24 protein-coding genes and 1 tRNA gene are annotated in these 25,626 nt (G+C 53.6%); 8 read left to right on the top strand and 17 right to left on the bottom strand.

Features of this window, described 5'->3' with window-relative positions:
• Positions 1-8: 8 nt before the first annotated feature.
• The 3 genes from PGS10_RS06710 (at position 9) to PGS10_RS06720 (ending at position 4,466) form a co-directional block, all read left to right on the top strand.
• Positions 9-1,145, top strand: a complete 1,137-nt coding sequence (locus PGS10_RS06710; protein ID WP_015369839.1) for a histidine decarboxylase — start codon at positions 9-11, stop codon at positions 1,143-1,145.
• 116 nt (positions 1,146-1,261) lie between these two features.
• Positions 1,262-2,530: a histidine--tRNA ligase gene (hisS, locus tag PGS10_RS06715; RefSeq protein WP_045373961.1), complete on the top strand. Its 1,269-nt coding sequence runs from the start codon at positions 1,262-1,264 to the stop codon at positions 2,528-2,530.
• A 145-nt stretch (positions 2,531-2,675) separates the two neighbouring features.
• Positions 2,676-4,466: an ATP phosphoribosyltransferase regulatory subunit gene (locus tag PGS10_RS06720; protein WP_223683769.1), complete on the top strand. Its 1,791-nt coding sequence runs from the start codon at positions 2,676-2,678 to the stop codon at positions 4,464-4,466.
• A gap of 32 nt (positions 4,467-4,498) precedes the next feature.
• Here PGS10_RS06720 and PGS10_RS06725 read toward each other — a convergent pair whose 3' ends face one another.
• From PGS10_RS06725 to PGS10_RS06760, 8 genes are all read right to left on the bottom strand, one after another.
• A complete protein-coding gene (locus PGS10_RS06725; protein ID WP_316422615.1) occupies positions 4,499-6,166 on the bottom strand; it encodes an O-antigen ligase family protein in 1,668 nt (555 codons plus the stop codon).
• 1 nt (position 6,167) lies between these two features.
• On the bottom strand, positions 6,168-6,707 hold the full coding sequence (locus PGS10_RS06730) for a fimbrial protein (RefSeq protein ID WP_049056550.1): 540 nt from the start codon (positions 6,705-6,707) through the stop codon (positions 6,168-6,170).
• A 9-nt stretch (positions 6,708-6,716) separates the two neighbouring features.
• Entirely contained in the window at positions 6,717-7,781 is a 1,065-nt protein-coding gene (locus PGS10_RS06735) for a fimbrial protein (protein WP_316422616.1), read from the bottom strand.
• Entirely contained in the window at positions 7,778-8,383 is a 606-nt protein-coding gene (locus PGS10_RS06740) for a fimbrial protein (RefSeq protein WP_045391958.1), read from the bottom strand. The genes PGS10_RS06735 and PGS10_RS06740 overlap by 4 nt, the downstream gene beginning before the upstream one ends.
• Positions 8,384-8,394: 11 nt before the next feature.
• Entirely contained in the window at positions 8,395-9,171 is a 777-nt protein-coding gene (locus PGS10_RS06745; RefSeq protein ID WP_045391961.1) for a fimbrial biogenesis chaperone, read from the bottom strand.
• Positions 9,172-9,197: 26 nt separating this feature from the next.
• Positions 9,198-11,669, bottom strand: coding sequence for a fimbria/pilus outer membrane usher protein (locus PGS10_RS06750; protein ID WP_316422618.1), 2,472 nt, complete (start codon positions 11,667-11,669; stop codon positions 9,198-9,200).
• Between the two features lie 40 nt (positions 11,670-11,709).
• Positions 11,710-12,258: a fimbrial protein gene (locus tag PGS10_RS06755; RefSeq protein WP_045391965.1), complete on the bottom strand. Its 549-nt coding sequence runs from the start codon at positions 12,256-12,258 to the stop codon at positions 11,710-11,712.
• Positions 12,259-12,327: 69 nt separating this feature from the next.
• Positions 12,328-12,876, bottom strand: coding sequence for a fimbrial protein (locus PGS10_RS06760; RefSeq protein WP_015369827.1), 549 nt, complete (start codon positions 12,874-12,876; stop codon positions 12,328-12,330).
• A 645-nt stretch (positions 12,877-13,521) separates the two neighbouring features.
• Here PGS10_RS06760 and PGS10_RS06765 point away from each other — a divergent pair.
• Positions 13,522-14,310: a winged helix-turn-helix domain-containing protein gene (locus PGS10_RS06765; protein WP_045391968.1), complete on the top strand. Its 789-nt coding sequence runs from the start codon at positions 13,522-13,524 to the stop codon at positions 14,308-14,310.
• Between the two features lies 1 nt (position 14,311).
• Positions 14,312-14,830 (top strand): hypothetical protein, encoded by a 519-nt coding sequence (locus tag PGS10_RS06770; protein ID WP_045391971.1) that lies wholly within the window; start codon positions 14,312-14,314, stop codon positions 14,828-14,830.
• Here the strand turns inward: PGS10_RS06770 and PGS10_RS06775 are convergent.
• A complete protein-coding gene (locus PGS10_RS06775; protein WP_141097045.1) occupies positions 14,772-15,155 on the bottom strand; it encodes a hypothetical protein in 384 nt (127 codons plus the stop codon). The genes PGS10_RS06770 and PGS10_RS06775 overlap by 59 nt on opposite strands.
• A gap of 293 nt (positions 15,156-15,448) precedes the next feature.
• Here PGS10_RS06775 and PGS10_RS06780 point away from each other — a divergent pair, with 293 nt between their 5' ends.
• A complete protein-coding gene (locus PGS10_RS06780) occupies positions 15,449-16,255 on the top strand; it encodes a DUF4225 domain-containing protein (protein WP_047044010.1) in 807 nt (268 codons plus the stop codon).
• On the opposite strand, the gene PGS10_RS06785 is transcribed toward PGS10_RS06780, so the two are convergent.
• From PGS10_RS06785 to actS, 3 genes are all read right to left on the bottom strand, one after another.
• Complete coding sequence (locus tag PGS10_RS06785) at positions 16,252-16,566, bottom strand: hypothetical protein (RefSeq protein ID WP_289575881.1); 315 nt, start codon at positions 16,564-16,566, stop codon at positions 16,252-16,254. The genes PGS10_RS06780 and PGS10_RS06785 overlap by 4 nt on opposite strands.
• A 582-nt stretch (positions 16,567-17,148) precedes the next feature.
• A tRNA-Gly gene (locus PGS10_RS06790) sits at positions 17,149-17,222 on the bottom strand.
• An 80-nt stretch (positions 17,223-17,302) separates the two neighbouring features.
• Positions 17,303-18,022, bottom strand: coding sequence for an amidase activator ActS (gene actS / locus PGS10_RS06795; protein WP_045391979.1), 720 nt, complete (start codon positions 18,020-18,022; stop codon positions 17,303-17,305).
• 231 nt (positions 18,023-18,253) lie between these two features.
• Here actS and idi point away from each other — a divergent pair, with 231 nt between their 5' ends.
• A complete protein-coding gene (gene idi / locus PGS10_RS06800; RefSeq protein WP_047044019.1) occupies positions 18,254-18,808 on the top strand; it encodes an isopentenyl-diphosphate Delta-isomerase in 555 nt (184 codons plus the stop codon).
• A gap of 107 nt (positions 18,809-18,915) precedes the next feature.
• Here idi and lysS read toward each other — a convergent pair whose 3' ends face one another.
• The 5 genes from lysS to xerD form a co-directional block, all read right to left on the bottom strand.
• Positions 18,916-20,433 (bottom strand): lysine--tRNA ligase, encoded by a 1,518-nt coding sequence (gene lysS, locus PGS10_RS06805; RefSeq protein ID WP_015369798.1) that lies wholly within the window; start codon positions 20,431-20,433, stop codon positions 18,916-18,918.
• A 9-nt stretch (positions 20,434-20,442) separates the two neighbouring features.
• Positions 20,443-21,541 (bottom strand): peptide chain release factor 2 gene (prfB, locus tag PGS10_RS06810; RefSeq protein ID WP_108418699.1). Its coding sequence is split into 2 segments (ribosomal slippage): positions 20,443-21,465 and positions 21,467-21,541, totalling 1,098 coding nucleotides; the frame shifts between segments, so codons are not numbered across the junction.
• 85 nt (positions 21,542-21,626) lie between these two features.
• Positions 21,627-23,360: a single-stranded-DNA-specific exonuclease RecJ gene (recJ, locus tag PGS10_RS06815; RefSeq protein WP_047065373.1), complete on the bottom strand. Its 1,734-nt coding sequence runs from the start codon at positions 23,358-23,360 to the stop codon at positions 21,627-21,629.
• Positions 23,361-23,365: 5 nt separating this feature from the next.
• Positions 23,366-24,079 (bottom strand): bifunctional protein-disulfide isomerase/oxidoreductase DsbC, encoded by a 714-nt coding sequence (gene dsbC, locus PGS10_RS06820; RefSeq protein ID WP_045374003.1) that lies wholly within the window; start codon positions 24,077-24,079, stop codon positions 23,366-23,368.
• A gap of 22 nt (positions 24,080-24,101) precedes the next feature.
• Positions 24,102-24,998, bottom strand: coding sequence for a site-specific tyrosine recombinase XerD (xerD, locus tag PGS10_RS06825; protein WP_032715787.1), 897 nt, complete (start codon positions 24,996-24,998; stop codon positions 24,102-24,104).
• 100 nt (positions 24,999-25,098) lie between these two features.
• Here xerD and fldB point away from each other — a divergent pair, with 100 nt between their 5' ends.
• Positions 25,099-25,620 (top strand): flavodoxin FldB, encoded by a 522-nt coding sequence (fldB, locus tag PGS10_RS06830; RefSeq protein WP_015369793.1) that lies wholly within the window; start codon positions 25,099-25,101, stop codon positions 25,618-25,620.
• Positions 25,621-25,626 lie beyond the last annotated feature (6 nt).

A 25,626-nucleotide genomic window follows, 5' to 3' on the forward strand; every position in this document is an offset into this window, starting at 1 on the left:
AGATTCATATGTCTTTATCTATTGCCGATCAAAATAAACTTGATGCATTTTGGTCATACTGTGTAAAAAATCGCTACTTTAATATTGGCTACCCTGAATCTGCTGATTTTGATTACACCATGCTGGAGCGTTTTCTGCGTTTCTCAATTAATAACTGTGGTGACTGGGGGGAGTACTGTAACTATTTACTCAACTCTTTCGACTTTGAAAAAGAAGTCATGGAGTATTTCTCCGGCATATTCAAAATTCCCTTTGCGGAAAGCTGGGGTTATGTCACCAACGGCGGCACAGAAAGTAATATGTTTGGTTGCTATCTGGGAAGAGAGCTGTTCCCGGAAGGCACGCTCTACTATTCAAAAGATACTCACTATTCCGTAGCCAAAATCGTCAAACTGCTGCGTATCAAATCGCAACTGGTGGAATCTCAACCAGACGGAGAAATGGATTATGATGATTTAATCAATAAAATCAGGACCTCAGGCGAACGCCATCCTATCATTTTCGCCAATATTGGCACAACGGTACGCGGGGCTGTTGATAATATCGCTGAGATACAGAAGCGTATCGCTGCGCTGGGGATCCCACGTGAAGATTATTATCTGCACGCTGATGCCGCGCTAAGCGGCATGATCTTGCCTTTCGTGGAGGACCCACAGCCGTTTACCTTCGCCGATGGTATCGATTCGATTGGCGTTTCCGGACACAAAATGATCGGCTCCCCGATTCCATGCGGCATTGTGGTAGCCAAGAAAGCCAACGTCGACCGTATCAGCGTAGAGATCGACTACATCTCCGCCCACGATAAAACGATTTCAGGGTCACGCAACGGTCATACCCCTTTGATGATGTGGGCCGCCGTTCGCAGCCATACCGATGCCGAATGGCATCGCCGCATTGGTCACAGCCTCAACATGGCGAAATATGCCGTGGATCGCTTTAAAGCAGCAGGTATTGACGCGCTGTGCCACAAAAATTCCATCACGGTGGTCTTTCCGAAGCCTTCTGAATGGGTATGGAAGAAACACTGCCTGGCAACGTCCGGCAACGTGGCCCATCTGATCACCACCGCTCACCACCTGGACAGTTCCCGGATTGATGCGCTGATCGATGACGTAATTGCCGACCTGGCACAACGGGCGGCATAAGAGTGAGCAGCGGCAACCTGCCGCTGCCCGCTGGACAATCTGGTGGGTTGCAGCGCCAACCGGAACCCGCCAGACCTGCACAGTATATGGGAATTTCGCATCAGGAGTCATAAACGATGAGTGCAAAGTTAAAAGCCATACGTGGTATGCGCGACGTACTGCCCGCCGAAACGCCAATCTGGCAATGGCTTGAAAATAAATTCCGCCGTCTGACCTACCGTTATGGCTACCAGGAGATCCGCTTACCCCTGCTGGAACCGGTCGCCTTATTCGAACGTGCTGTTGGCGAAGCCACAGATATCGTTGCCAAAGAAATGTACAACTTTACGGATAAAAGCGGTGAACAGATTACGCTGCGTCCCGAGGGGACCAGCGGCTGTATGCGTGCGGTGCTGGAAAATAATCTGTGTTACAACAAAACCCAGCGCCTGTGGTATCAGGGCCCGATGTTTCGCTATGAACGCCCGCAGAAGGGACGACTGCGTCAGTTCACGCAGTTTGGTGCTGAAGCCTTCGGCATGGCCGGGCCGGACGTCGATGCTGAAATGATTTTTATGGTCCGGGATTTGTTCCAGGAGCTGGGCCTGACCCCGCATGTCAGGCTGGAAATTAACTCCCTGGGCACGCCGGATGAGCGGCGGGCCCATAAGGCCGCCCTTGTTGACTGGTTTAATGCTCATCGTGAGCAACTGGATGAAGATAGCCTGAAACGGCTGGAAACCAATCCATTACGTATTCTCGACAGCAAAAACCCGACCATGCAGCCCATGCTGGAACAGGCGCCGCGATTGCTGGATTACCTGTTCGAAGACTCCCGTCACCATTTTTCGCTGCTCTGCGAACTGCTCGATAAGGCCGACATCCCCTATACCATCAATCCGCGTCTGGTGCGTGGGCTGGATTACTACACCCGCACCGTGTTTGAGTGGGTGACTGATGAACTGGGCTCGCAGGGCACCGTCTGCGGCGGCGGCCGCTACGACGGCCTGGCGGAGTTATTTAATCCGAAGGCGTTGCCAGCCTGCGGTTTTGCCATCGGTATCGAACGCCTGCTGTTACTGATTCAGACCGTCAGCCAGAAAGATAATCCGTTGTGGCATTTTCACCCTGACGTGGTCATTACCAGTGAATGTCAGGATGATGGCCTGCGGGCCCAGATGCTGGCGGAGCTTCTGCGCCAACGTATTGAAAAGTTAAGCGTGATGGTGGATTGCAGCGGCAACAAACTTAAACGCCAGCATCAGACCGCCCTGCAAAGTCAGTGTCGCGCGATTATCACGCTGAATACCGACAATGAGATACGGCTGTGGGACCTCGCCAGCTCCCGTCAAATGTCGCTCGAAGAGAAAGCGCTCATTGACTGGCTGCAACAGCACTGCCAGTAAACACGTCCAGATTGGGTACCGTGCGGCAGGACGGTACTCGTCGCGGCGCTTATCCCGCCTTCAGCATTTCACCCTGACAAACAAATAGAGCCTTAACCAGAGAATCGTGGACATGCCGAGAAAAAACAGATTATTTATTCCGGGGATGCCGCATCTGGCGCAGCTTCGCGGGCATAATGGCGAAGCGTTATTCCGCCACGAGGAGGATTACTCTGCCTTCGAACGGTGTATGCAAGACGCGGCGCAACGTTACGCCGTGTCTATTCATAGTTGGTCACTTGCCGTCCCACGTATCCTGCTGCTGGTCAGCGCTCCGGATAAACAGGCGCTAAGCCGTTTTATTCAGCATATCGGACGCAGCTATGTGCCTTATTACAATCGTCGTTACCAGCGGCATGGCGCATTGTGGGACAGCCGCTACTTATGCAGCCCCCTGGAACCAGAAACCTATTTCCTGGCCGTGAAACGCTTTATTGAATGTGACGAGGACGGGAGCCCGGGATGCCATAGTCACGGTAATTTGCCTTCAGGTTTGATAGTCCCCCATCCTGCCTGGCTCAAGCTCGGTGAGAATGAGCCACAGCGACAGGCCCACTTCCAGGAGTTCTGCCGGCAACCGGTAAATCGGGCGCTGGTGACCAGGATCCGTCATGCACTGACGCAAAATTGCCTGCTCGCCTCGCAAGCGTTGAGCCAGCAACTTGAAGCCCAGATGGAAAGGCCGCTACGGGCACGACATTGCGGCCGTCCGCGCAAATATGAATCCTCCCCGTCAGAACAGTGGACCTGGCTGGAGCTTCAGGCTGAACAGTTTCTGCGCCAGCATGGCTATCAACAAATCAGGTTACCCTTACTTGAACATACATCGCTATTTGCGCCAGGCGGCCCGGTGATGGCCGACAAGGGAAAATTACGTGGCGATGGGACAACCGGATGTCTACGCCTGATGGCAGACAATCCTCATACCACGGTAATGAGCCGGATTTGGTATTCAGGCGCCATGTTCCGTCAACGCTCCCTGGATGGAGATATCCGGCAAAATCATCAAATTGGCGTCGAAGCATTCGGCATGCCCGGCGTTGATATCGAACTTGAGCATCTGGTCATGCAGGCGGTTTTCTTCAGGCGTATTGGCCTCGGTGAAATGGCGGAACTGCATATTAATATGCTGGGTGACGAGGCCTCGCTGGCGGCTTTCCGCCGGGCATTGCGCGATTACTATCAGCCCATCGCGCGTTTGCTGAACCCGGAGCAGCAGCAGTGGCTGGAGAAACATCCGGAGTGGTTGATCCATCATGAGGATATCCTTCTTCAGCGTCTTGCTCCTGCGGCGCCCTGTCTGGCGGATTTTATTACCGTCGACTCCCGTCATCGGTTCCAGCGCCTTCAGCATGCCCTGACCCAAGCCGGTATTGCCTGGCAGTACGATCCTGCGCTGTTTCCCGCCAATGACTATTGTCAGCTGGTCTTTGAATGGCGCAGCATCGCCATGGAGCGCGAGTTAATCATCAGCCGCGGCGGCCGATACGACGCCTGCGCCAGCCGTATTGCTGAAAAACCGGTTTCCGCCTGCGGTTTTGCATTCATGATGGAGCCGATTGTCACTCTGCTCGGTTATCGTCCCCAACCCGCCAGAGCACATCCGCCGACCGACATTGTGATTATTGCAGGCCAGCCCCGTGTGGCTGCTAAGGCAATGCTGCTCGGACGTAGCCTGCGTCAGCAATTTCCCTATTTAAGCATCATCAACGACTGCTCCCCCCAACGAATCAGCACTCGCTATAAAAATTCCAGACGTCTGGGGGCAAGATTTATCCTTGAAATCGAAGGCGACGGAGAAACGATCATCCTCTCTGATTCACGGGACCATCGTTTTAAGATTTGCACGCTTGATAACATCACCGATCGGCTCGCGCAGGTCGTTCTGTCTCAGTGATGGACGCTGGTCGATAAGAGGATTTGCTTATCTCACTCCATTATTTGATTAAAAGGACGTCGTGCATCCTGCAGCCATGGAATACGCCTATCGTTCGGGTATAACAGACAAAAGCGCGTCGCCAGACGATGCGCCTCGGCCAGGTCCCTCTGCTGCAACGCCAGCAAGATCTGCGTGAAGGAGACATTCGGGTCCGGTTGAACACGCACATAGTCAGGCGCCCAGCGGCGAACGGCTGCCAGCCAACGCTCATCGCGGGTATGTTGATATCGTTGTAGATACCCCATCTGGACATCAAACCGGTAGCGGGTGGCAAGCAGCCAGCCTCCTACAGGAAGAGGTTCGGCCAGACGCCACTGCGTCGATTGTCGCTCCGCCAGCGTCAGTTGCTGTTGTGTCTGCAGCGTGAGAAACAACAATGGAGTGATGACAGCAACCGCGATCGATGCCACGGCACGCAACAGCGACGCCAGGGTGAACGGCAGCCGGGCCCCTTTTCGCCGGCAGTCTGCGCAACGAAGCAACAAAATCAGCAGTAACCAGTGTGGCGTTGACTGCCTGACGGGGTATTCCGTCAACATATGGATAACCACGGGTAGCGCCGCCACCAGGCAGGCGCGATGCCAGCGATTGCCGTATAGCCAGAGCCATAAACCACTTGCCATAAAACAAAGCGCTCCTACCAGCCCAACCAGCCCTCCCTCCACCAGCCACAGCGCCAGTTCGTTATGCGGATGCGAGATGCTGCTCAGCCCCAACGGCCCCGCGCGTTCAAGAAACACGGCGGCGAAACTGCCCACGCCCCATCCTGTCCACGGACGTTCGGCAAATAATGCCAGCGATGCTTTCAACACCGTCCAGCGCACCTGGGAGGTTGTCAGGTGATTAACCGTCACCACCGACAAGAAATGGCGGGCAAGCGCGCCAGCAATCATGCCTATCGCCAGCGGCAGCAGGAGTAACAGCAGCGTACGGCGCTGCGCAGGAAAAACAGCCAGCAGCAAGGCCTCGCCTACCGCCACAGACAGGTAACCGGTTTGCGACTGAGACTCATGCAGAACAAATCCCATTATCACCAGAGCAATCGCGATGATAATTCGATATCCGCCACGTAGCCGTAAATAGAGCAATGCTGACAGCAGCACGCCACACGCCGTGAAGCTGGCCATCAGATTAACCTGCTGAAAAATACCGTAGGGGCGCGTACCGCGCCGCCAGGCAAACTCCCAGTAATTCACTCCCGGCCAATGCCAGTATTGATAGGTAAACGCCAGACATTCGAGGACGCACGCGCCCCAGAGCAGAGCCAACAGTAGTGTCAGCGTGTTTGTCGTAAGCGGAATTTGCAACGTCGCCAAATAGACGAGCACGCCTCCTGACAACGCCCCCGCCACCAGCAGCGCCTCGGACCGCCAAATCTCAGGCGTCAATAGACAAAGCAGCGTCAGAATGAGCGCGCCCATCGTAAACCCCGCGGCGGGTATAGTTATCCGCCAGCGTTGAAGAGGTACCAGCATCGATGCGCTAGCTGCCAGCACAACGGCATAAATCCAGGCCGTAATATTTAGCGGCAACGACAAACCGCTGCCGCCGTTATTCGGCCAGTAGAGATGCATTGCCCCGCCCCAGAACAGCAGACTGACAACGAGCAATACTCTCTGCGCCGGCAGCGGCGCAATACGATGCAATGCGTTCATCATGCTACTGGTAGTTCAGCGTCCAGGTCCCGCTGGCGCTGAAGGGGCCGTATTCGAGAGTCTGATTTTTTATCGCCGACGGTTCCGCCGCGACCCATGCCAAAAAGTTCAGCGTCATCGAGCCTTCAGTAATCTCTTTGACTGACGTGCTTTCATCAAGGCGGATTGCCGTACCATCCTCTTCGCTCATTCCAATGCCGATTCCGGAGGCGCCTTGTTCACTGCTATCCAGCGCCAGATGATCCGCCAGCTCCGCATCTTCACTGCCGCTGAAAGTGACCGAGATCCCGCGAAAAACCTCCGGGTTGCAGTCGCGTAACTCAATGCTGAATTTTTTTGGCTTACTGCGCCCCGAGAGATAGAGATCCTGCGTCGCGATTTGCCCGAAATCGACCTCGATTTTATCGCCTCCTGGCGCAAGACTGCAGGCCAGCGCTCGAATGGTGCCGTGAAAGTACATATCGCCGCCGACCAGTTTAGTATCGGCCTGCGCCATGCCGCCAAGCAGTAGCGCGCTGGTCGCGATTAACGCCGTAAATCTCATGGCATCCCCCTACTGAAACTGCGCGACAACGGTGGCAGAGGCTTCAAACTCACCTTCTTTCACGCTGCCCACACCCGGTTTTGCCACCGGCGCGGCGGTAAGATTCCAGTCGCCCTGGTTCTGGTAAAACCCCTTCACGTTGTAGAATTGATTGGGCACGACGGTGCCGCCGCTCGCGTCTTTAATCACGATGCCAAGGTCGTCGCGCTTTTGTCCGCCGCTCAGCGTGCCGAGGAGATGATCGTTAAACCCCGCCGTGCCTGACGCCGTGGTAGTTTGTACGCCAAGATTAATGTTCAACGCGCCCTGATCGAAGCTTCCCCCCTCGCAGACCACATGAATGGGGATCGACTTGCTGTAGTTGGTGCCGTTGAGCCGGGCGGCGGAGCCTGGCAAATCGCCAAATTCAATGCTGATTTTGTCCCCGCGATTGAAGGTGCATTTATCCGGCACGGTAATGAGCCCGGATTTAATGACCACACGTGAAATTGGCGTTGTCGGCGTAGGGCCAGCGCTACCCAGACGTCCAGCAACCTCCACCAGCGACTGAGAGGTGATATTGATGCCGTTAATAATGGGTTTAGTGACAATAAACGTCACTTTTCCTTTAGAGCCACTTTCAATGTTAGTGGCTCGCTCGTAGCCCTTGCGCTTTTTGCAGCTGTGGTCGTTGTAGCGATTCGAAAAGTTGGTGAACGGCGCCTGAACATAGTTGTTATACCGCCCGGCGACCCATACCTGGACTTCCACATCCAGGTACTCATTCAGACGAAAACGGTTCGCTCCCTGATTAGAAGGCGGCATGGTGGTCGTGGTGGAGTAGTAAATCGGCTGTCGCGAGATGTCGGCCTGCTCACAATGAAAATCCACGACATACCAACTGCCCAAATTCCAGGTGAACGGATCCGTTCTGCCGCCCTCGTGGTTTTTGCTGACATCCAGCGAGCTCAGTTCAATATCGTACTGATGCGGCGAACCGCCCTGTGGTTCTCCCTCACCGAGGGTAAATGCCTGCCCGGCCAGCGGACAGCCCGCCAGGGCGACCCACAGCAGTGCTTTGTGCAATACGCTCATAGATACTCCAGCTTAAGTCTGACCAGACCGTTAAATTCGCCAGCGGTCACCTCCTGCCCAAAAGATTCCAGCGCGGCAAGAAAGTGAATCGCGTTATCGCCCGGTTTGAGGATCCACATACGTTGCGGTTGATTCAGGTGGATCAACTGGTTGCGTTCGGTCAGTAGCCGAATGCCCGCGCCGCGCACATCGCCGCGAATCCGCCCAAGATCGCTGTTTTCCGGCGCGCCTTCGGCCATCAGCGTCATTGAAACGCCACGCTCCACCGTACTGTGCGACAGCTCAGGGAGCTCGCTGGTCTGCCCAGGGAAGTCCTTTAACGTGTGCCCGGAGCCTTTTAAGCAGCCATTCAGGTGCAGCGTCACCAATACCGGATCGCTGCGATCGCCGCTCTGGCGAAAGCGGCTGGCGGAAATATCGCCGAGATCGATGGTCTGATCGCGTGAAGCCATATCCAGCACGCACGGCGAAACGAAAACCCGGCCATGAAAGCGGACGTTGCCATACTCGCCGGAAACGTTGCTCATATCATGGCGGCCGCTTGTGGCCTGAACCGTGCAGGCCATGCCTGCCATCAGCAGAGCGCAAAGCATCTTTTTCATTTACGAGTCCTTTACCGGGGCTGTTGCTCCATCGGCAATGCTTTACACACATTGCCTGTGCAGCTGAATTTCAATTCAGGGTGACCGCCAAAATCGTTCACGTACATCATGCTGAACTGGCTGACGCTGGCGTCCGAAACCTTGAAATCGAGAGAGGATTTCGGCGAGATCATAATCCCCGGAAAATCAGTCAGTCTGCCGCCGCCCTGGGCTTCAGGTTTGCGGCTTAAGCCGATTAAGGTCACGAAGTATGGCGTTGGGTTATCCACGGTCCAGCGCTGACCCTGCTTGTGAAAGATCAGTTGGTTTTGCCACACGGCCCCCGGCGTTTCCGGCACGATAGCTGTCGGCCGATAGAACAATTTGATTCGCGACTGCATCGCCAGCTGCAGCACGTTCGGCTTATCCGGTTTTGGCGGAATTTCACGCACGTTCAGATAGAAGAGACTCTCGCGATCCTGCGGCAACGCGTTAATTCCGCTGGTTTTCGTCACGCGGGCGATTCCTTTCTGCCCACCGTTAATCCGTTGCAGCGGCGGTAAGACCATTAATGGCGAGGTAATTTTTGTGCCGTGGGCGTCTTCTACCCACGACTGAGCCAGAAAGGGAATGCTCGGGCTGGTGTTGGTTAAGTTCGCACTTACCGAGCGCGCATCGCCGGTGATGATCATGCGGGTACGGTCGAGCGCAATACCCGCCCATGAAGCATTGATCTGGGCAATAAAAAACAGGCCACAGGCCACGGGTTTAAGCCAACGCTGGGCGAAATTAAAAGCTTGATTATTCATGACAAAATTCATTCAGGTTATTGAAATTATTCACAAGGCAACAGTACGTTGCCTTCCGGGTTGATTTGTTGCGGCACCTGCAGATGACACTGCGCGCGGCCAGCCCAGGCAACGGAAAGACGCTCGGAAGGATTCACCCCAGCAATCCAGGCCATGCCGTTTTCCATCACCATGGCGACGCTGACGCCGTTGGCGTTAAACACTTCGGCGCCAAACGGCGGCATCGAGCCATCCTTCAGGCGCAGCAGCGCCATCATTTTTTGCCCCTGCGCGACGGCAAAGCGCTGGTAGCCAATGGCGCCTTCCGTCAGGGTGTTAGTCACGATCGCTTTGGTCGCGGAAATGTCCTCGTCCATGGCGTCCACATCGATACGCGTATCAAAGCTGTGATAGCTGACGACATCCGGTACGACGGCAATACCGAAGCGATTTGAGTGCGCCTGTTCGCCGTTAAGCGGCACATTGGCAACGCCATCGGTATCAACCATCACTCTGGCGGTATTCATTGACGCCTGGCTGTTATGTAGCGCCGCGCCGTGACGCGTCGCCGTAAAACCGCCGCGTACTGTGCCGCCAACGGAGAAATAGCGTGATTGCTGCCAGCTGACGTTGGATTCCAGTTCCGCCATCATGCTGCGGTGCTGGTAATAACCATCAAATGCCGTATGACCTTCCCCGGAAACCCCTGCGCGCAAGCGCCACGGATTGTTACGATCGCGGTTATCGGAATACGAAACCATTTGGCTGGTCTGGTTACCGCTGTTCTGTAATTCATAATCCATAGAGCGGCCATCGCCCCATGGCACTGAAATTGAAAGCGAGAGACTGTCGTCCCGTTTGCCCTGATACTCAGAGCGATAAGCCGCAAGGTTGGCGCTGATCCCCTGGATACCCGCGAAGGAAAAACTGTGTCCCATCGATAACCCGTAACGATCCTGGGAACCGCGATCCCAATAGTTCTGGTGGGTATAGGTGAGGTAGAGCGTGGTCGCTAAATGTGGATCGTCAGCAAAAAAGGTTTTGTTGCCGGTAACGGTGTACATCTCTTTTTCGTTGCCGGCGCTGTTGTTACTTTCATACTGCTCGTCGAGAAACTGCGAGAAGGTGCGGAAGTTACGCTGTGAAAAGCGGTATCCGGCAAAGGTAATCGCGCTGTTGTACTCATCAAAGGTTTTGGCATAGCTGAGCTTAAAGGACATGCCTTTTTGTTCAGCCTGATGCTTCACCCGACTCACGGATTGCGTCGCATCGGCCGACAGCGCTCCCAGCCAGCTTAAATCCCGTCCAATCCCCATCGACCAGGCGTTGTAGCGCTCGCCGGTGAGCAACGCGCCGCCGTAAAGTGACCATGCATTGCTCACCCCCCAGGAAAAATCGCCGCTATAAAACGCAGGGCCCTGAACGTCGTGGTTATAACGCGATGGCTTGCCGACCGCGGCGTTGTAGCGAACATAGCCCGGGCGCGTCAGGTAAGGAATATCAGCCGTATTGACCTGAAAAGTTTGTACGCTGCCATCCTGCTCTTCGACCCGCACATCCAACGTACCGCGTACCGAGCCGTGCAGATCCTGAATATTAAACGGCCCCGCAGGAACGGTGGTTTGATAGATAACACGGCCCTGCTGACTGACGGTAACCTTCGCATTACTACGGGCGATGCCGTGCACTTCAGGCGCGTAGCCCTGTAAATTTGGCGGCAGCATACGCTCGTCGCTGGCAAGGTTGACCCCGGTGAAGCGCACCGAATCAAAAACCTGAGAATTCAGATAGATTTCGCCGACCGTCAGTTTTGCAGCCTGCATCGGTAACGGGCGGTAAGCATAGATCTGATCCCAGTCGATACGCCCATGATTACCATCTGAAGCGTAATTGGCCTGATACTGGCCACGAAAACGCCATGCGCCGAGGTTAAAACCTGTCTGCCCATAGCCGGACAGCGAGCGATAATGATCGCCGCCCTGTTCGTAATGCGTGGCCTGCCCTGAGATGCTGTAGTCAAAAATCAGCCCGGCGACGCCGTTATCCCAGCGCTCCGGCGGCGTCCAGTCTGGGTCGGTATATTTCATCCATGCCTGAGGCACGGTAATGTCCAGTACGCCTGCGCTATTATTCAGCGCCACACCCGGCAGGCGGGAAATGTCATAGCAGTTTGCGTTAAGCGGATGAATATGGGTCAGCGCCTCTTCTTTGAGCGCCAGTAATTCGAGTTGTTGCAGCGTCAGACACGCCATAGATTTATGTGAATTGGCCGGATCTGCGATATAACGGATTGACTGTTGAGGAATCTCCTGGCTGTTAATACGAACATCCAGCAGATATTCTCCGGGAGCCACAAAGTTGCCTTCGGAAAAACGCTGTAAATCGACATTGTGCCTGTCGCTGGCATCCAGTACGTCGGTATTAAATTCAATGGCCTCATCCGCTTCAGCCCATGAAGCGGCGCAGACCAGAGCAATAAAAAGCGCCAGACGTTTTTTATCTGTTTTCAGCGTGATCATTTTCGTTCGCAACCTTCAGATACCCGAATTGCAGTGCAGCTCAGAGATAATTCACAACAAAATGCGTGACCGCAGTAAATTCGCCAGATGTCATTCTTCCATCGCGGGAGATCAAATAAGCCGTAAATTTGAGCGTATTTTTTCCTGGGTTAAGTACATAGTCCGGTGATGGTTCGCCCAGGTGAATTTGCTGTCCTTTGCTGTCGTATATTTCTATCGCTAAATTTTCAGTTTCCGATTGCACGCTCAAATAATCTGGATTGTCGCTATCGGCTGCGCCGGAAAAGGTAATATTGGCGCGTTGAAACACATTACCGGGATGTTGAGAATCCCCTAGTGAGCATCCCAGCAAATGAATGCTGAAATCATGCGCAGATACTTTTTCAGGTTTTCCGGAAATATCTCTGGCTGAGAGGTCATCAAATTCAACCAGTAGCGACCGGTCGCGCGGATCGACATAACAAGCAGCTTCAATAATATTTCCCCGCATACGCATTTTTCCGGGCGTACTGACAAGACGGTTGGTGTCAGCCAAAACCCATGCAGGCGATATAAAGATAAAAAGCAGTAAAATACGCCATCCAGGCATAACCGCATTTCCTTTCAGTTATTCGCAGGAAGGGTTAAGCAGGCGCGTTAATGCGCCCGCTGCAGATCGTTACTGATAATCGATCTGGAAATTAACGGTAGATTCAAAATCACCCGGAGTTACCGCTGCAGATGCGTTGTTTGCCTGCAGGTAAGCGACGAAATCAATGTCGGTTTCGCCATCGGTAATGTTGACCTGAGAGGCAGCTTTACCCCACTCAACATCCTGGTTGCCGCTGTCAACCATACCGATGCCTGCGCCCTTGGCGGTACCAGAGGTGAAGGCGGCTAGCGCGTTGTTGTCGGCATCAATCGTTGCCGGGGTATAAGTCACAGTAGCGGTTTTTGCGACAGTCGTATCGCAACCCTGCAGAACAATTTTGGCATGTTTAACGCCAGCACGTTGGTTGTCTTTTAACTGAGAAGTTGGGATCTCGCCAAAATTCACCTGCACCGGGCTGGATTCTGGCGCCAGACCACATGCGGAATTAACAAGAGAGCCGGTGAAGTGGATTTTACCGTTAGTCGGTTCAACATTTTTTGCAGCGAAAGCAGAAGATGCAGTAAAAGTCATTCCCGCCATCAGCGCACAGGCCACAGCCACGTTTTTCATTTTCATATTACTACTTAACCTTATATCTGTTTTTTGGTTATTCCGACGATCTATTTCCGCAGACAATTCCTGCCCGGGAAAACCCGATCTCGCGGTAGCGGCAGTGCATATCCTTGCAAACAATCCATCTTAAACCGCACCGTATTTTGAAGTTCATTGGTATTCCATCAGAAATACCGTCCACAGTCGTTTACGCTGTTTCGGGGCTTATATTAAGTCGACGAAAAATTGACACAATGCCAAAATACGGAATCAATCAAACTCAGGAAATCGTGTTGCTTTCCCGTCTGCAGATCGATCTTTTACCTAAAAATCAGCCAAAAAACACGCACCTAACAGTTTTAATATCTATTATTTATGGTTTTTATAGAGTTTTTAACTATCAACTATTTTTTAATTTAGAACAGATAACTGGCAAAATATATTTATAAAATATTTTTAAAAGTTGAAAGAGATACCAAAAGTGAGTGCTGACAATAAGATAGTGAAAGAAAGGAAGGAGAATGAATGATTACATAAAGAATATTAAAATATTGTTATGTAAATGATAATAAAGCGTTCTATGGCACAACCTCTTTTTATAAATGAATTATGTTATGCTGTTGCTTCCCCCACTCGAATGCGAGATATCCTGCTTTAAAGGAGACATCAGTGATTTCTCATATACCAATAAACAAAATTAAATCCGTAATTATTGGTGATGGTTTAGTTTTCAGACCACTTAAAAATACCCTAAAAGACGTGGCATCTGGTGAAATAGCCACATTGAATAATGTGGCCACACAATTACTGCTCTATTTGTTGCAAAATGGTAAAGAGATATCTTCGCGCGATGAAATTCTGCTGAATGTTTTTCAGCAGAATGGCGCCAGAGCGACGGATGCGAATCTTAACCAGCACATTTCATTTTTGCGCAAAGCCATTACGTCAACAGGTCATCCTGCAGAACTCATCGTTACCATTCCTCGTATTGGATTTCGGATGGGCGACGTCAATATCAATATTCAGCAAATGGAAGAAGCGCAAACGGCCGCCAGAGTTGCCTATGTTGCATCGACGCCGAGGAGAAAGAAACCAAACCGGTGGCCTGTCGCTATCACAGCGTTAATTACCAGCATCGCCGTGCTGGCAACAGCGTGGTTAACATGGATACCCAATCATATAGCCATGACGGACGCGGCTATCTTGCGAACCATCGACTACGAGCAATGCCGTGTACATATATTAGGAAATGCCCTCACAGACACGATAACCGAAAAGAAGGCGCTGGATATTTTCAAGTCCGTGGGGATTAGCCCCAACTGCTCGCACCCTAAAGACCTGTATCTTAATACCTGGGCGAGCAACCATAACCTGGTTGATTGGTCGTTTGCCGCTGAATGCGGCCTCAACCTCGGCTATTACCATTGCATCAGCCAGTATCGCCATCATGAGGAATGATATGAAGCAGGAAAGCGATCACTCTTTTTTACTCTGGTCAGTCGTAATTGTCATTATTGGGCTGGCCGCTATCGCTTATTTGATTATCACTGGGAATGCTAAAAAACAAGAAATCAGTTTTTCCTGCTCCTCGGAATTCACGTCGATACTCGACATCCAGAATACCAAAAAGGAACTCCACGGAATCATGCTGATTACCAGCTACAACTCCGGGCACCTTTCATTATCAGTGCAAGGAAAGCTCAAAAGCGATGACGGCGAGTTTGCTGTAAACCGAAAATTGTTCTTTCGGTATGCTCGTCCGCTTGGACATACTGCCGGCGTTTTCATGCTCACTCCCGAGGGACGCGAAAAATCCCCCGATGATGAAGCAACGGACGCTGTCGATTATCTCTTCTTCGACGCTTACGAACGTGCCGACAAGCTGTATATGTTAAAGCGGCTAAATGAGGAAACGGTTCTTATTGGCGATAACTTTTCACCCCGCTTTGCCTGCGTAATGAATCACTTCGCGGATTAATCACCTTCTGGATATGCGTCGGGTTAAGGATGACCTGATGTATCTCTCTGAATCGCCACGGATGATCGGTCATAGAGCCAGCACCAAGCTTTAGCAGATTCTTCGTGTTGAAATTGTCATCAACAGACTTAGGCTCCCCGCACCACAACTGGCGAAATTCCGGGCTGTCACCCAGTCTGGCAAAGCCAGCATGGCGCATCGCTTCCAGTTGGCCCATGCCCCGGCAGATTCTTTTCAGGGTGGAATCATCACAAATCAGGAACTCGCGGCAGGTGTGGGTCTTACGGCCAATTCCGTTCGCCTCTTTCCCTTCACGGAACGACATAACAGAATCGTCAGCGTTAAAGTAAAACTCTTCGGTCTGCGTATTAAACGCAGCCTGTACTAGCTTCCGCTTGATGGGACATTGCTTATTACGCTGGGACGCGCTCGCAGTCCTGCCCGTACTCCAGGACGTTTGAAACGTCGGACAATGAAAAATAGAGAATTACCATGTGGAGTCTCCGAGTTTGATTATGTGTTCGTTCCGCTAAAATCAGACGTTAGGAAAGCATTTCCTGTTGTCTTCGACCTTACTGCACGTAATATGACCAGACACATTTTGGGAAGGAGTCTTTAATGGATATTGCGCTGCTCAACAGGGGCTGGAACAGAACATGGTCAGATACCATGGTGAATCTTGAAGCCCGGAAACTCGTCGAAACAGCAAACCGGCTGTCAGCATTCTATTTGCAAGATGGTCTTACACGAATCAAGTTTGTCGAAGAGATAAAACAGGTTGTAGATAAAGAATTTGAAACAGCACGACGAGCTAAAACCGATGAAGAATGTATTGTATGCATCAAAAATCTTCGTGCTGAAACAGATAATTTGCAAGAACAAGAACGCCTGTTAAGAACCAGAGCCGCCCAACTTTATGCAAAGGTCGAGTTTGTCAGGGAAAACAATAAAATCGTCGGATACGTGATTTCGGCAATCCATATAGTGGTATCTGGAGCAGCATTATTTGGTGGGATGGTTATGATGTCCACTATGACCCCTATTGGAGTTCTTGCAGGAGCAGTTTTATTTGTTGATGGTATTAACGGTATAACAAAAGAAGCAAGCCATCTTCGCTATGGTGAACAATCAAAATCGGAAGGAATTTTTGCTGATGGCGCAATGGAGACCGCACAATTTATGGGGTTTAGCCCAAAAAGTGGATTAGCTCTTTATAATACGGTGACTCTAGGGGCGAGTGTCTATAGTATCTTCGGCTTAGCAAGGAAACCCGGAGCTTGGCGATTATTCCGTTGGCTGCCGCGTGATTACTACCGAAAAGTTGACACAATGAGCAAGCCTAAGCTAACGATGAAAATCGCTGGATATGGTGTCAAAGCGAAAGTCATTTTTGATCTTCTGGCTACTGATAACAGTACTAATTAAGATTTGTTCACTCTACAGAATCGCCAAGATTTATAAGCAAGTACAGGCGGTTGTATAAAAATTGCAACCGCTGCGCCACAAGAAAGGCCAATAGCACCAGAGAAAACACTCTGCTCAGATGCGAACATCACAAGAAAAATGAATACAGCAAGGCAACCGGATACAACCCACACGGCAAGAATAAATCGCCTGGCCAGGTCCCTGATTGCATTCCCCAACGTTCCACCATAGCTTTCAACGTTGTTCTTTATCTTCTTCAAATCCGATGGTGTAAAGCCAGAACGCAACAAAGCCTCATCAGTAACATCCATATTGTCCTCTCCGCATTTCTTAACTGGCAATGGCACACATAATCATAGTGATGAACTTTCCAGCAATCCACATGATGTTTATGCAATGTATCAGATTTCAGACAATAGAAGCCATAACGCCCCGTTAGTGGTACAAGCAACAAGCGTAGCGACTTCATCAGGCCAACCTGGTTGGTTTAGCTTAGCGAAAGTCATCAGTGACTAAATCAGATTGTCAGAAGGATCACACCTTATCAGGGTGCTCGTGTACCTTTCGGAGCGTGAGCGAAGCGCTGGCAGAACCTGCATATGGTGTGCAGGTACGTTTACCACTATTCACCTGTTTACGCAGCCACAAGGCCACACATCGGGCTTAAATGCGTGTGATCAATCTGTTCGGGAGTTATGCCTGGTATGCGGCTTTTTGTTCGTTGTTGTACTGTCGCGGTATGAACGATGGAACGACTGCCAGTGTGAAGATATGCTCCCCTGTACCACAGACCAATCATGCGGGCGTAGTACAATGGGTAGTTTAAGTTGTACCTGTAAAGCAGGGCAACGTAACTGACTGAATAATCTAACTTATTGATTATTAAGAGGGTTTGGAGCGGGCGAAGGGAATCGAACCCTCGTATAGAGCTTGGGAAGCTCTCGTTCTACCATTGAACTACGCCCGCGAAGAGGTGCGAAAAGCATTATAGACCTTACGCACCCTGTGGCAAGCCCGGATTGGGCTAACTGCTGATAAAATAACCTTTTAGCACTTAGGCTTACTGCCTTGCGGCGGCAGATAACGCAGCGGGTCGATGGCCGTGGCGCGATAGCGAATCTGGAAATGCAGCCGTACGGAATCGGCGTCCGTACTACCCATGGTCGCAATCTGCTGGCCAATCTTCACGCTCTGGCCGTTGTTAACCATCATCTTATCGTTATGCGCATATGCGGTGATGTAATCCTCGTTATGCTTAATCATGATCAGGTTGCCGTAACCGCGCAGCTGGTTGCCGACGTAAACCACCTTACCGGCGCCGGCGGCGTAAACCGGCTGGCCGCGGGTACCGGCGATATCAATACCTTTATTGCCACCATCGCGGGTGGAGTACGGCATCACCACCTTACCGCTGGTCGGCCAGCGCCAGCAGCGCTGCCCCACCGGCGGCCATGAGGACTGCGGCACCGCCGATGATGGCGTTACTGCGGCTGTGCGGGTACTGGAGGATTTTTTCCCAGCGGTGCTGCTTTTTGCTTTCGAACCGCCGTTAAGTTTCAGTTTCTGCCCGACTTCAATAGTGTATGGCGGAGAGATGTTATTCAGGCGCGCCAGATCGCGTACGCTGGTGCCGGTGCTACGGGAGATCGCATACAGCGTATCGCCGCGCTTCACGGTATAGGTGGAACCAGAATCCGATGTGCTGGAACAGCCGGCTAACACCAGGCTACCAAGCAGCATCATCGCGATATAAAAGCGTGTTTTCATCAGGCGTCCTGCACTCAACGGTTTCTCATCTCGGCGTCATGGGCGAATATCATACCAGCCCGATGGACGATCCCCAATGTCCTGGGCTTTTTCTACTATTGTTCTCGCCCGACGAATACCTGCAGGGCTTGTTTTGGTAATGCCTTTCTCCCATTTATGGGCTACCCTAGTGGCCTGAGTACATGACCCGGCGGGTTTGTGCCGGGTCATTTATTTTTTTCAGGAGTCGTCATGGCCGGGGAACACGTCATTTTGCTGGATGAGCAAGATAAACCCACAGGTATGCTGGAGAAGTATGCCGCCCACACGCTCGATACCCCTTTGCATCTCGCGTTTTCCTGCTGGTTGTTCAATGAGCAAGGCCAGTTCCTGGTCACGCGCCGTTCGCTTAGCAAAAAAGCCTGGCCCGGCGTGTGGACTAACTCGGTGTGCGGACATCCGCAACAGGGCGAGACCTTCGAACAGGCCGTCACCCGGCGCTGCCGCTTCGAACTGGGCGTCGAGATCGCTGATATTGCCCCCGTCCACCCGGCTTTCCGCTATCGGGCGGTTGCCCCGAATGGCATCGTCGAAAACGAAGTGTGCCCGGTTTTTGCCGCACGCGTGGTCAGCGAACTGCAACCGAATGATGATGAAGTCATGGATTATCAGTGGGTTGAGCTGCCGGAAATGTTAAGCGCGCTGGCTGCTACCCCGTGGGCCTTTAGCCCGTGGATGGTGCTGGAAGCCAAAAACAAAAACGCGCGTCAGGCGTTGATAGACTTTGTCGCGCGTGTACGTGCGTAACCGCGAGTAACGAGCATTAAAGATGCCGGGCTACGCCAGAGACGAAGCTTGACATCAGACATAAAAAAACCCGGCAAGCCGGGTTTTTTGCTTTTCGCGAAAAGCGATTATTTCTGCGGACGCATCGCCGGGAACAGAATAACGTCGCGGATGGTGTGGCTGTTAGTGAACAGCATCACCATACGGTCGATACCGATGCCCAGACCGGCGGTCGGCGGCAGGCCGTGTTCCAGCGCGGTGACGTAGTCTTCGTCGTAGAACATCGCTTCGTCGTCGCCGGCGGCTTTCGCATCAACCTGATCCTGGAAGCGCTGCGCCTGGTCTTCCGCATCGTTCAGCTCGCTAAAGCCGTTACCGATTTCGCGGCCGCCGATGAAGAATTCAAAGCGGTCGGTGATTTCCGGGTTCACGTCGTTACGACGGGCCAGCGGAGAAACTTCTGCCGGGTATTCGGTGATGAAGGTCGGCTGGATCAGATGCGCTTCCGCCACTTCTTCGAAGATCTCGGTCACGATACGGCCCAGACCCCAGCTCTTCTCAACTTTGATGCCGATAGACTCAGCGATCGCTTTCGCGGAATCGAAGTTATCCAGATCCGCCATTTCGGTTTCCGGACGGTATTTCTTAATCGCTTCACGCATGGTCAGTTTTTCGAACGGCTTGCCGAAATCGAAAGTCTGATCGCCATAAGGCACCGCGGTATTACCGAGGATGTCCTGCGCCAGGGTGCGGAACAGGGATTCGGTCAGCTCAATCAGGTCTTTATAATCCGCATACGCCATATAGAGTTCCATCATGGTGAACTCTGGGTTGTGGCGAACGGAGATCCCTTCGTTACGGAAGTTACGGTTGATTTCGAAGACGCGTTCGAAGCCGCCAACCACCAGACGTTTCAGATACAGTTCCGGCGCGATACGCAGGTACATGTCCAGATCCAGCGCATTATGATGGGTGATGAACGGACGCGCGGAAGCGCCGCCTGGGATCACCTGCATCATCGGGGTTTCCACTTCCATAAAGCCGCGGCCAACCATGAACTGACGGATGCCAGCCAGGATCTGCGAACGTACTTTGAAGGTGTTACGGGATTCGTCGTTAGAGATCAAATCGAGGTAACGCTGACGGTAACGCGCTTCCTGATCCTGCAGGCCGTGGAATTTGTCCGGCAGCGGGCGCAGGGCTTTAGTCAGCAGACGCAGCTCGGTGCAGTGGATGGACAGCTCGCCGGTTTTGGTTTTGAACAGCTTACCGCGGGCGGCGATGATGTCGCCGAGATCCCATTTTTTGAACTGATCGTTGTAGACGCCTTCTGCCAGGTCATCGCGCGCGACGTACAGCTGAATGCGGCCGCCGACATCCTGCAGGGTAACGAAAGACGCTTTACCCATGATACGACGGGTCATCATGCGGCCAGCAACGGCCACTTCGACATTCAGCGCTTCCAGCTCTTCGTTTTCTTTGGCATCGAAGTCAGCGTGCAGTTGGTCAGAGGTATGGTCACGACGGAAATCGTTCGGGAATGCGACGCCCTGCTCACGCAGCGCAGCCAGCTTCTCACGACGGGTTTTCAGTTCATTATTAAGGTCAATTGCCGCGTCAGCGCCCTGTGCTTGTTGTTCAGACATGTTGGTTCCTCATAACCCTGCTTTCAAACTTGCTTCGATAAATTGGTCCAGGCTGCCATCGAGCACCGCCTGAGTGTTGCGGGTTTCCACCCCGGTGCGCAGATCTTTAATACGCGAGTCGTCCAGCACGTAAGAGCGGATCTGGCTGCCCCAGCCGATGTCGGATTTGTTATCTTCCATCACCTGCTTCTCGGCATTTTTCTTCTGCATTTCCAGCTCATAAAGCTTCGCTTTCATCTGCTTCATGGCCTGGTCTTTGTTCTTGTGCTGCGAACGGTCGTTCTGACACTGCGTCACCAACCCGGTCGGGATGTGGGTAATACGCACCGCGGATTCCGTACGGTTAACGTGCTGACCACCGGCGCCGGACGCGCGGTATACGTCGATACGCAGGTCGGCTGGGTTAATTTCGATATCGATATCGTCATCAACTTCCGGGTAAACGAACGCCGAGCTAAAGGAGGTATGACGGCGGCCGCCGGAGTCGAACGGGCTCTTACGTACCAGACGGTGAACGCCGGTTTCAGTACGCAGCCAGCCGTAGGCGTAATCGCCCATGATTTTGATGGTCACGGATTTAATGCCCGCGACTTCACCTTCGGATTCTTCGATGATTTCGGTCTTAAAGCCGCGCGCTTCCGCCCAACGCAGGTACATGCGCATCAGCATGCTGGCCCAGTCCTGGGCTTCGGTGCCGCCGGAACCGGCCTGAATATCAAGATAGCAATCGGCGCTGTCATACTCGCCGGAGAACATGCGGCGGAACTCAAGCTGCGCCAGCTTCTCTTCCAGCCCGTCCAGCTCGGCAACCGCTTCGTTGAAGGTCTCTTCGTCTTCGGCTTCTACCGCCAGCTCCAGCAGTCCGGCGACATCTTCCAGACCCTGGGTCATCTGATCCAGCGTTTCGACGATAGCTTCCAGAGAAGAACGTTCTTTACCCAGCGCCTGTGCGCGCTCAGGTTCGTTCCAGACGTCCGGCTGTTCCAGCTCGGCGTTTACTTCTTCGAGACGCTCTTTCTTCGCATCGTAGTCAAAGATACCCCCTAAGAACGTCGGAGCGCTCCGTGAGGTCCTGAATGCGGTTTTTTACCGGATTTATTTCAAACATGGTCGGTTTCTTTTAATGGATTTGTCAAAATGCGGTGATAAGAGCGGAATTCTACCGGATTCGCGCCCTTATTAATACACTGTTGTCAATTTGGCCAGAGGTGATCGATGATCAGCTGCAGGCTACGGTTGCCGCGGAACTCGTTGATGTCGAGCTTGTAGGCTAACTGTACTTCACGCACGCCGTTATCCGGCCAAATGGAAGTATCGATGTTGAAGGCAATACCGTCCAGCAGCGGCCCGCCGTCAACCGGTTCGACCATCACCTTCAGGTGACGCTCGCCCACCAGCCGCTGCTGCAGCAGGCGGAAACGGCCATCAAACAGCGGTTCCGGGAACATCTGCCCCCATGGCCCGGCATCGCGCAGCATCTGCGCCACTTCCATGCTCATCTCCGCCGCCGCCAGCGGGCCGTCGGAAACCACCTCGCCCTGCAATAATGCGGGATCCAGCCACTCGGTCACCAGCTCGCCGAAGCGCTGTTGAAACTCCTCAAAACGCGCCTCTTCCAGCGATAAGCCCGCCGCCATCGCGTGGCCGCCGAACTTCAGGATTAGCCCAGGATAAAGCGTATCAAGGCGCTCCAGCGCATCGCGCATATGCAGCCCCTGAATAGAGCGGCCAGAACCTTTGAGCGTGCCGTCGCCGGTAGGCGCAAAAGCGATAACCGGGCGATGGAAGCGCTCTTTAATCCGGGATGCCAGAATGCCGACCACCCCCTGATGCCATTGCGGATGGTACATCGCCAGCCCGCCGGGCAGGGTTTCGCTACTGCGTTCCAGTTGCTGACACAGGGTCAGCGCTTCGGCCTGCATCCCCTGTTCGATCTCTTTGCGCGTCTGGTTAAGCGCATCGAGCTCACTGGCCAGCACCCGCGCTTCGCCGATGTTATCGCACAGCAGCAGCGCGACGCCGACGGACATATCATCCAGCCGCCCCGCAGCGTTCAGGCGCGGCCCGAGGGCGAAACCGAGGTCGCTGGCGGCAAGCTTTTGCGGATCGCGGTTAGAAATTTCCAGCAGCGCTTTAATGCCTGGCCGACATTTTCCGGCGCGAATGCGGCTTAACCCCTGCCAGGTCAGGATGCGGTTGTTGGCATCCAGCGGCACGACGTCCGCAACGGTGCCCAGCGCCACTAAATCCAGCAGCTCGGCAAGGTTTGGCGCGGCAATACCGCGGGCCTCGAACCAGCCGTTATCTCGCAGGAAAGTGCGCAGCGCCAGCATCAGATAAAACGCCACCCCAACCCCGGCCAGCGATTTTGACGGGAAGTCGCAATCGCGCAGGTTAGGGTTAACGATAGCTTCCGCCGCCGGCAGCGTATCGCCCGGCAGGTGGTGATCGGTCACCAGCACCGGGATACCCAGCGCATGGGCATGATCGACGCCGCTATGCGATGAAATACCGTTATCGACGGTCATGATCATCTGCGCGCCGCGCGCGTGCGCCTGATCGACCACTTCCGGGCTTAAACCATAGCCGTCTTCAAAACGGTTCGGCACCAGATAAGAGACGTTGCCGTAGCCCAGCGCGCGCAGCGCCAGCACGCTAAGGGCGGTACTGGTGGCGCCATCGGCGTCAAAATCGCCGACCACCACAATATGTAACCCTTTCTGGAAAGCGTCATGCAGCATTTCAACGGCTTTTTCAACGCCGGTGAGTTGCGTCCATGGCAACATGCCTTTGACGCCGCGCTCCAGCTCCTGCGCGCTGCGCACGCCGCGGCTGGCATACAGCCGCTGCAGCAGCGGCGGCAGGTCGGCGGGAAGGTCGACGCCATCAACCGCCTCGCGGCGGCGTAGTTGTATCTGTTGTTTCACGCGAATCAGTTACCGCTTGTCTGTTTTTGATGCTCGTCGAGGAAAGCTTTAAGCTCTTTCGGCCCCTGATAGCCTGGCAGCACCATACCATTGCTAAGTACCATCGCCGGGGTACCGTTGACGCCCATCTGTACGCCAAGCGTGTAATGTTTAGCGATATCCACATTGCAGCTCGCCGGCTGTACGCCCTTACCGTTCATGGCGTCATCCAGCGCTTTGTTGCGATCTTTCGCACACCAGATCGCTTTCATGTCCTGCTCGGCCTGGCTTTGCAGCCCCTGACGCGGGAAGGCCAGATAGCGCACGGTGATCCCCAGCGCGTTATAGTCGCTCATCTGCTCGTGCAGCTTGTGGCAGTAGCCGCAGGTGATGTCGGTAAAGACGGTAATGACATGCTGCTCCTTCGGCGCTTTATAGACAATCATCTCTTTGGATAAGGCGTTCAGCTTGCCGACCAGCAACTGGTTGGTGACGTTAACCGGCTGCGCGCCGCTGACGTCGTACATCGGTCCCTGAATAATGTGTTTACCATCGTCAGTGACGTACAGCACGCCGCTGTCGGTAAGCACCGTGCTCATCCCGGAAACCGGCGACGGTTGGATATCGGTGCTCTGCACACCCAGTTTCGCCAGCGACTGTTTGATCGCCGCGCTATCGGCATGCGCCGCGCCGGAGAGCGAGGCCGCCAGCAGGGTGAACATCAATAAACCTTTTTTCATACTCAGTCCTTTTATTCAGCACTCACGCCCGCGGGTGATGCTGTTGATGAAGTTGTCGTAAACGTTCGGTCGCCACGTGGGTGTAGATCTGCGTGGTGGAAAGATCGCTGTGTCCTAACAGCATCTGTACCACGCGTAAATCGGCGCCGTGATTGAGCAAATGCGTGGCGAACGCATGACGCAACACGTGCGGGGAGAGCTTCGCGCTGTCGATCCCCGCCAGTACGGCATAGTGTTTAATGCGGTGCCAGAAGGTCTGTCGCGTCATCTGCTGCGCGCGCTGGCTGGGGAAAAGCACGTCCGAAGCCACGCCGTTCAACAGCCACGGGCGGCCGTATTCAAGGTAATTTTCAACCCATGACACCGCCTCTTCGCCCAGCGGCACCAGCCGCTCTTTGTTGCCTTTACCAATAACCCGCAGTACGCCCTGTCGCAGGCTGATATCGCTCATCGTCAGGCCAACCAGTTCGGATACGCGTAGGCCGGTGGCATACAGCACTTCCAGCATCGCCTTATCGCGCAACTCCAGCGGCTGTTCCACCAGCGGCGCCTGCAGCAGACGCTCAACCTGCGCCTCGCTGAGATCTTTCGGCAGCCGCTGCGGCAGCTTCGGCGAAGCCAGCAGCGCGCTGGGATCGTCCGGGCGGACTTTCTCCCGGTACAAATGCTGGAAGAAGCGGCGCACGGCGCTAAGCAGCCGTGCGGTACTGGTCGCTTTGTAGCCGCCGGTTTGCCGCTCGGCCAGCAGCGCCTGTAAATCGTCGCTGCCGACGCTTGCCAGAGTCAGCCCGCGATGATGCAGCCACTCCACTAGCATCGTCAAATCGCGACGATAGGCGCTGAGCGTGTTCTCCGCCAGATTACGCTCCAGCCAAAGGGCATCGAGAAACTGTTCAATTTGTGCCAGATCCTGTTTCACATCGGCCTCTTTGTTCGTTATACGCCCTCATTATGCCTTAAGAGGCCGCCTTTCTGGTACACTGGGCGCAATTCACGGCAAGAATTGAGACGTTTACGCGATGAATATAGGTCTTTTTTACGGCTCCAGTACCTGCTACACCGAAATGGCCGCGGAAAAAATCCGCGATATCATCGGCCCCGAGCTGGTGACGCTGCATAATCTGAAAGATGACTCCCCCGCGCTGATGAGCCAGTACGACGTGCTGATCCTCGGCATCCCGACCTGGGATTTCGGCGAAATTCAGGAAGACTGGGAAGCGGTCTGGGAACAGCTCGACGCCTTAGATCTGAATGGCAAAATCGTCGCGCTGTACGGCATGGGCGATCAGCTTGGTTACGGCGAATGGTTCCTTGACGCGCTGGGGATGCTGCACGATAAGCTGGCGACCAAAGGCGTGAAGTTTGTCGGCTACTGGCCAACCGAGGGCTATGAGTTCACCAGCCCGAAACCGGTTATCGCCGATGGCCAATTGTTCGTCGGCCTGGCGCTGGATGAAACCAATCAATACGACCTGAGCGATGAGCGCATCCAGAACTGGTGCGAGCAGATCCTCGGCGAAATGGCGGAGCACTTCGCCTGATCCTGA

It is taken from the genome of Klebsiella sp. 141153, assembly GCF_032601995.1.
GTDB lineage: Bacteria > Pseudomonadota > Gammaproteobacteria > Enterobacterales > Enterobacteriaceae > Klebsiella > Klebsiella aerogenes.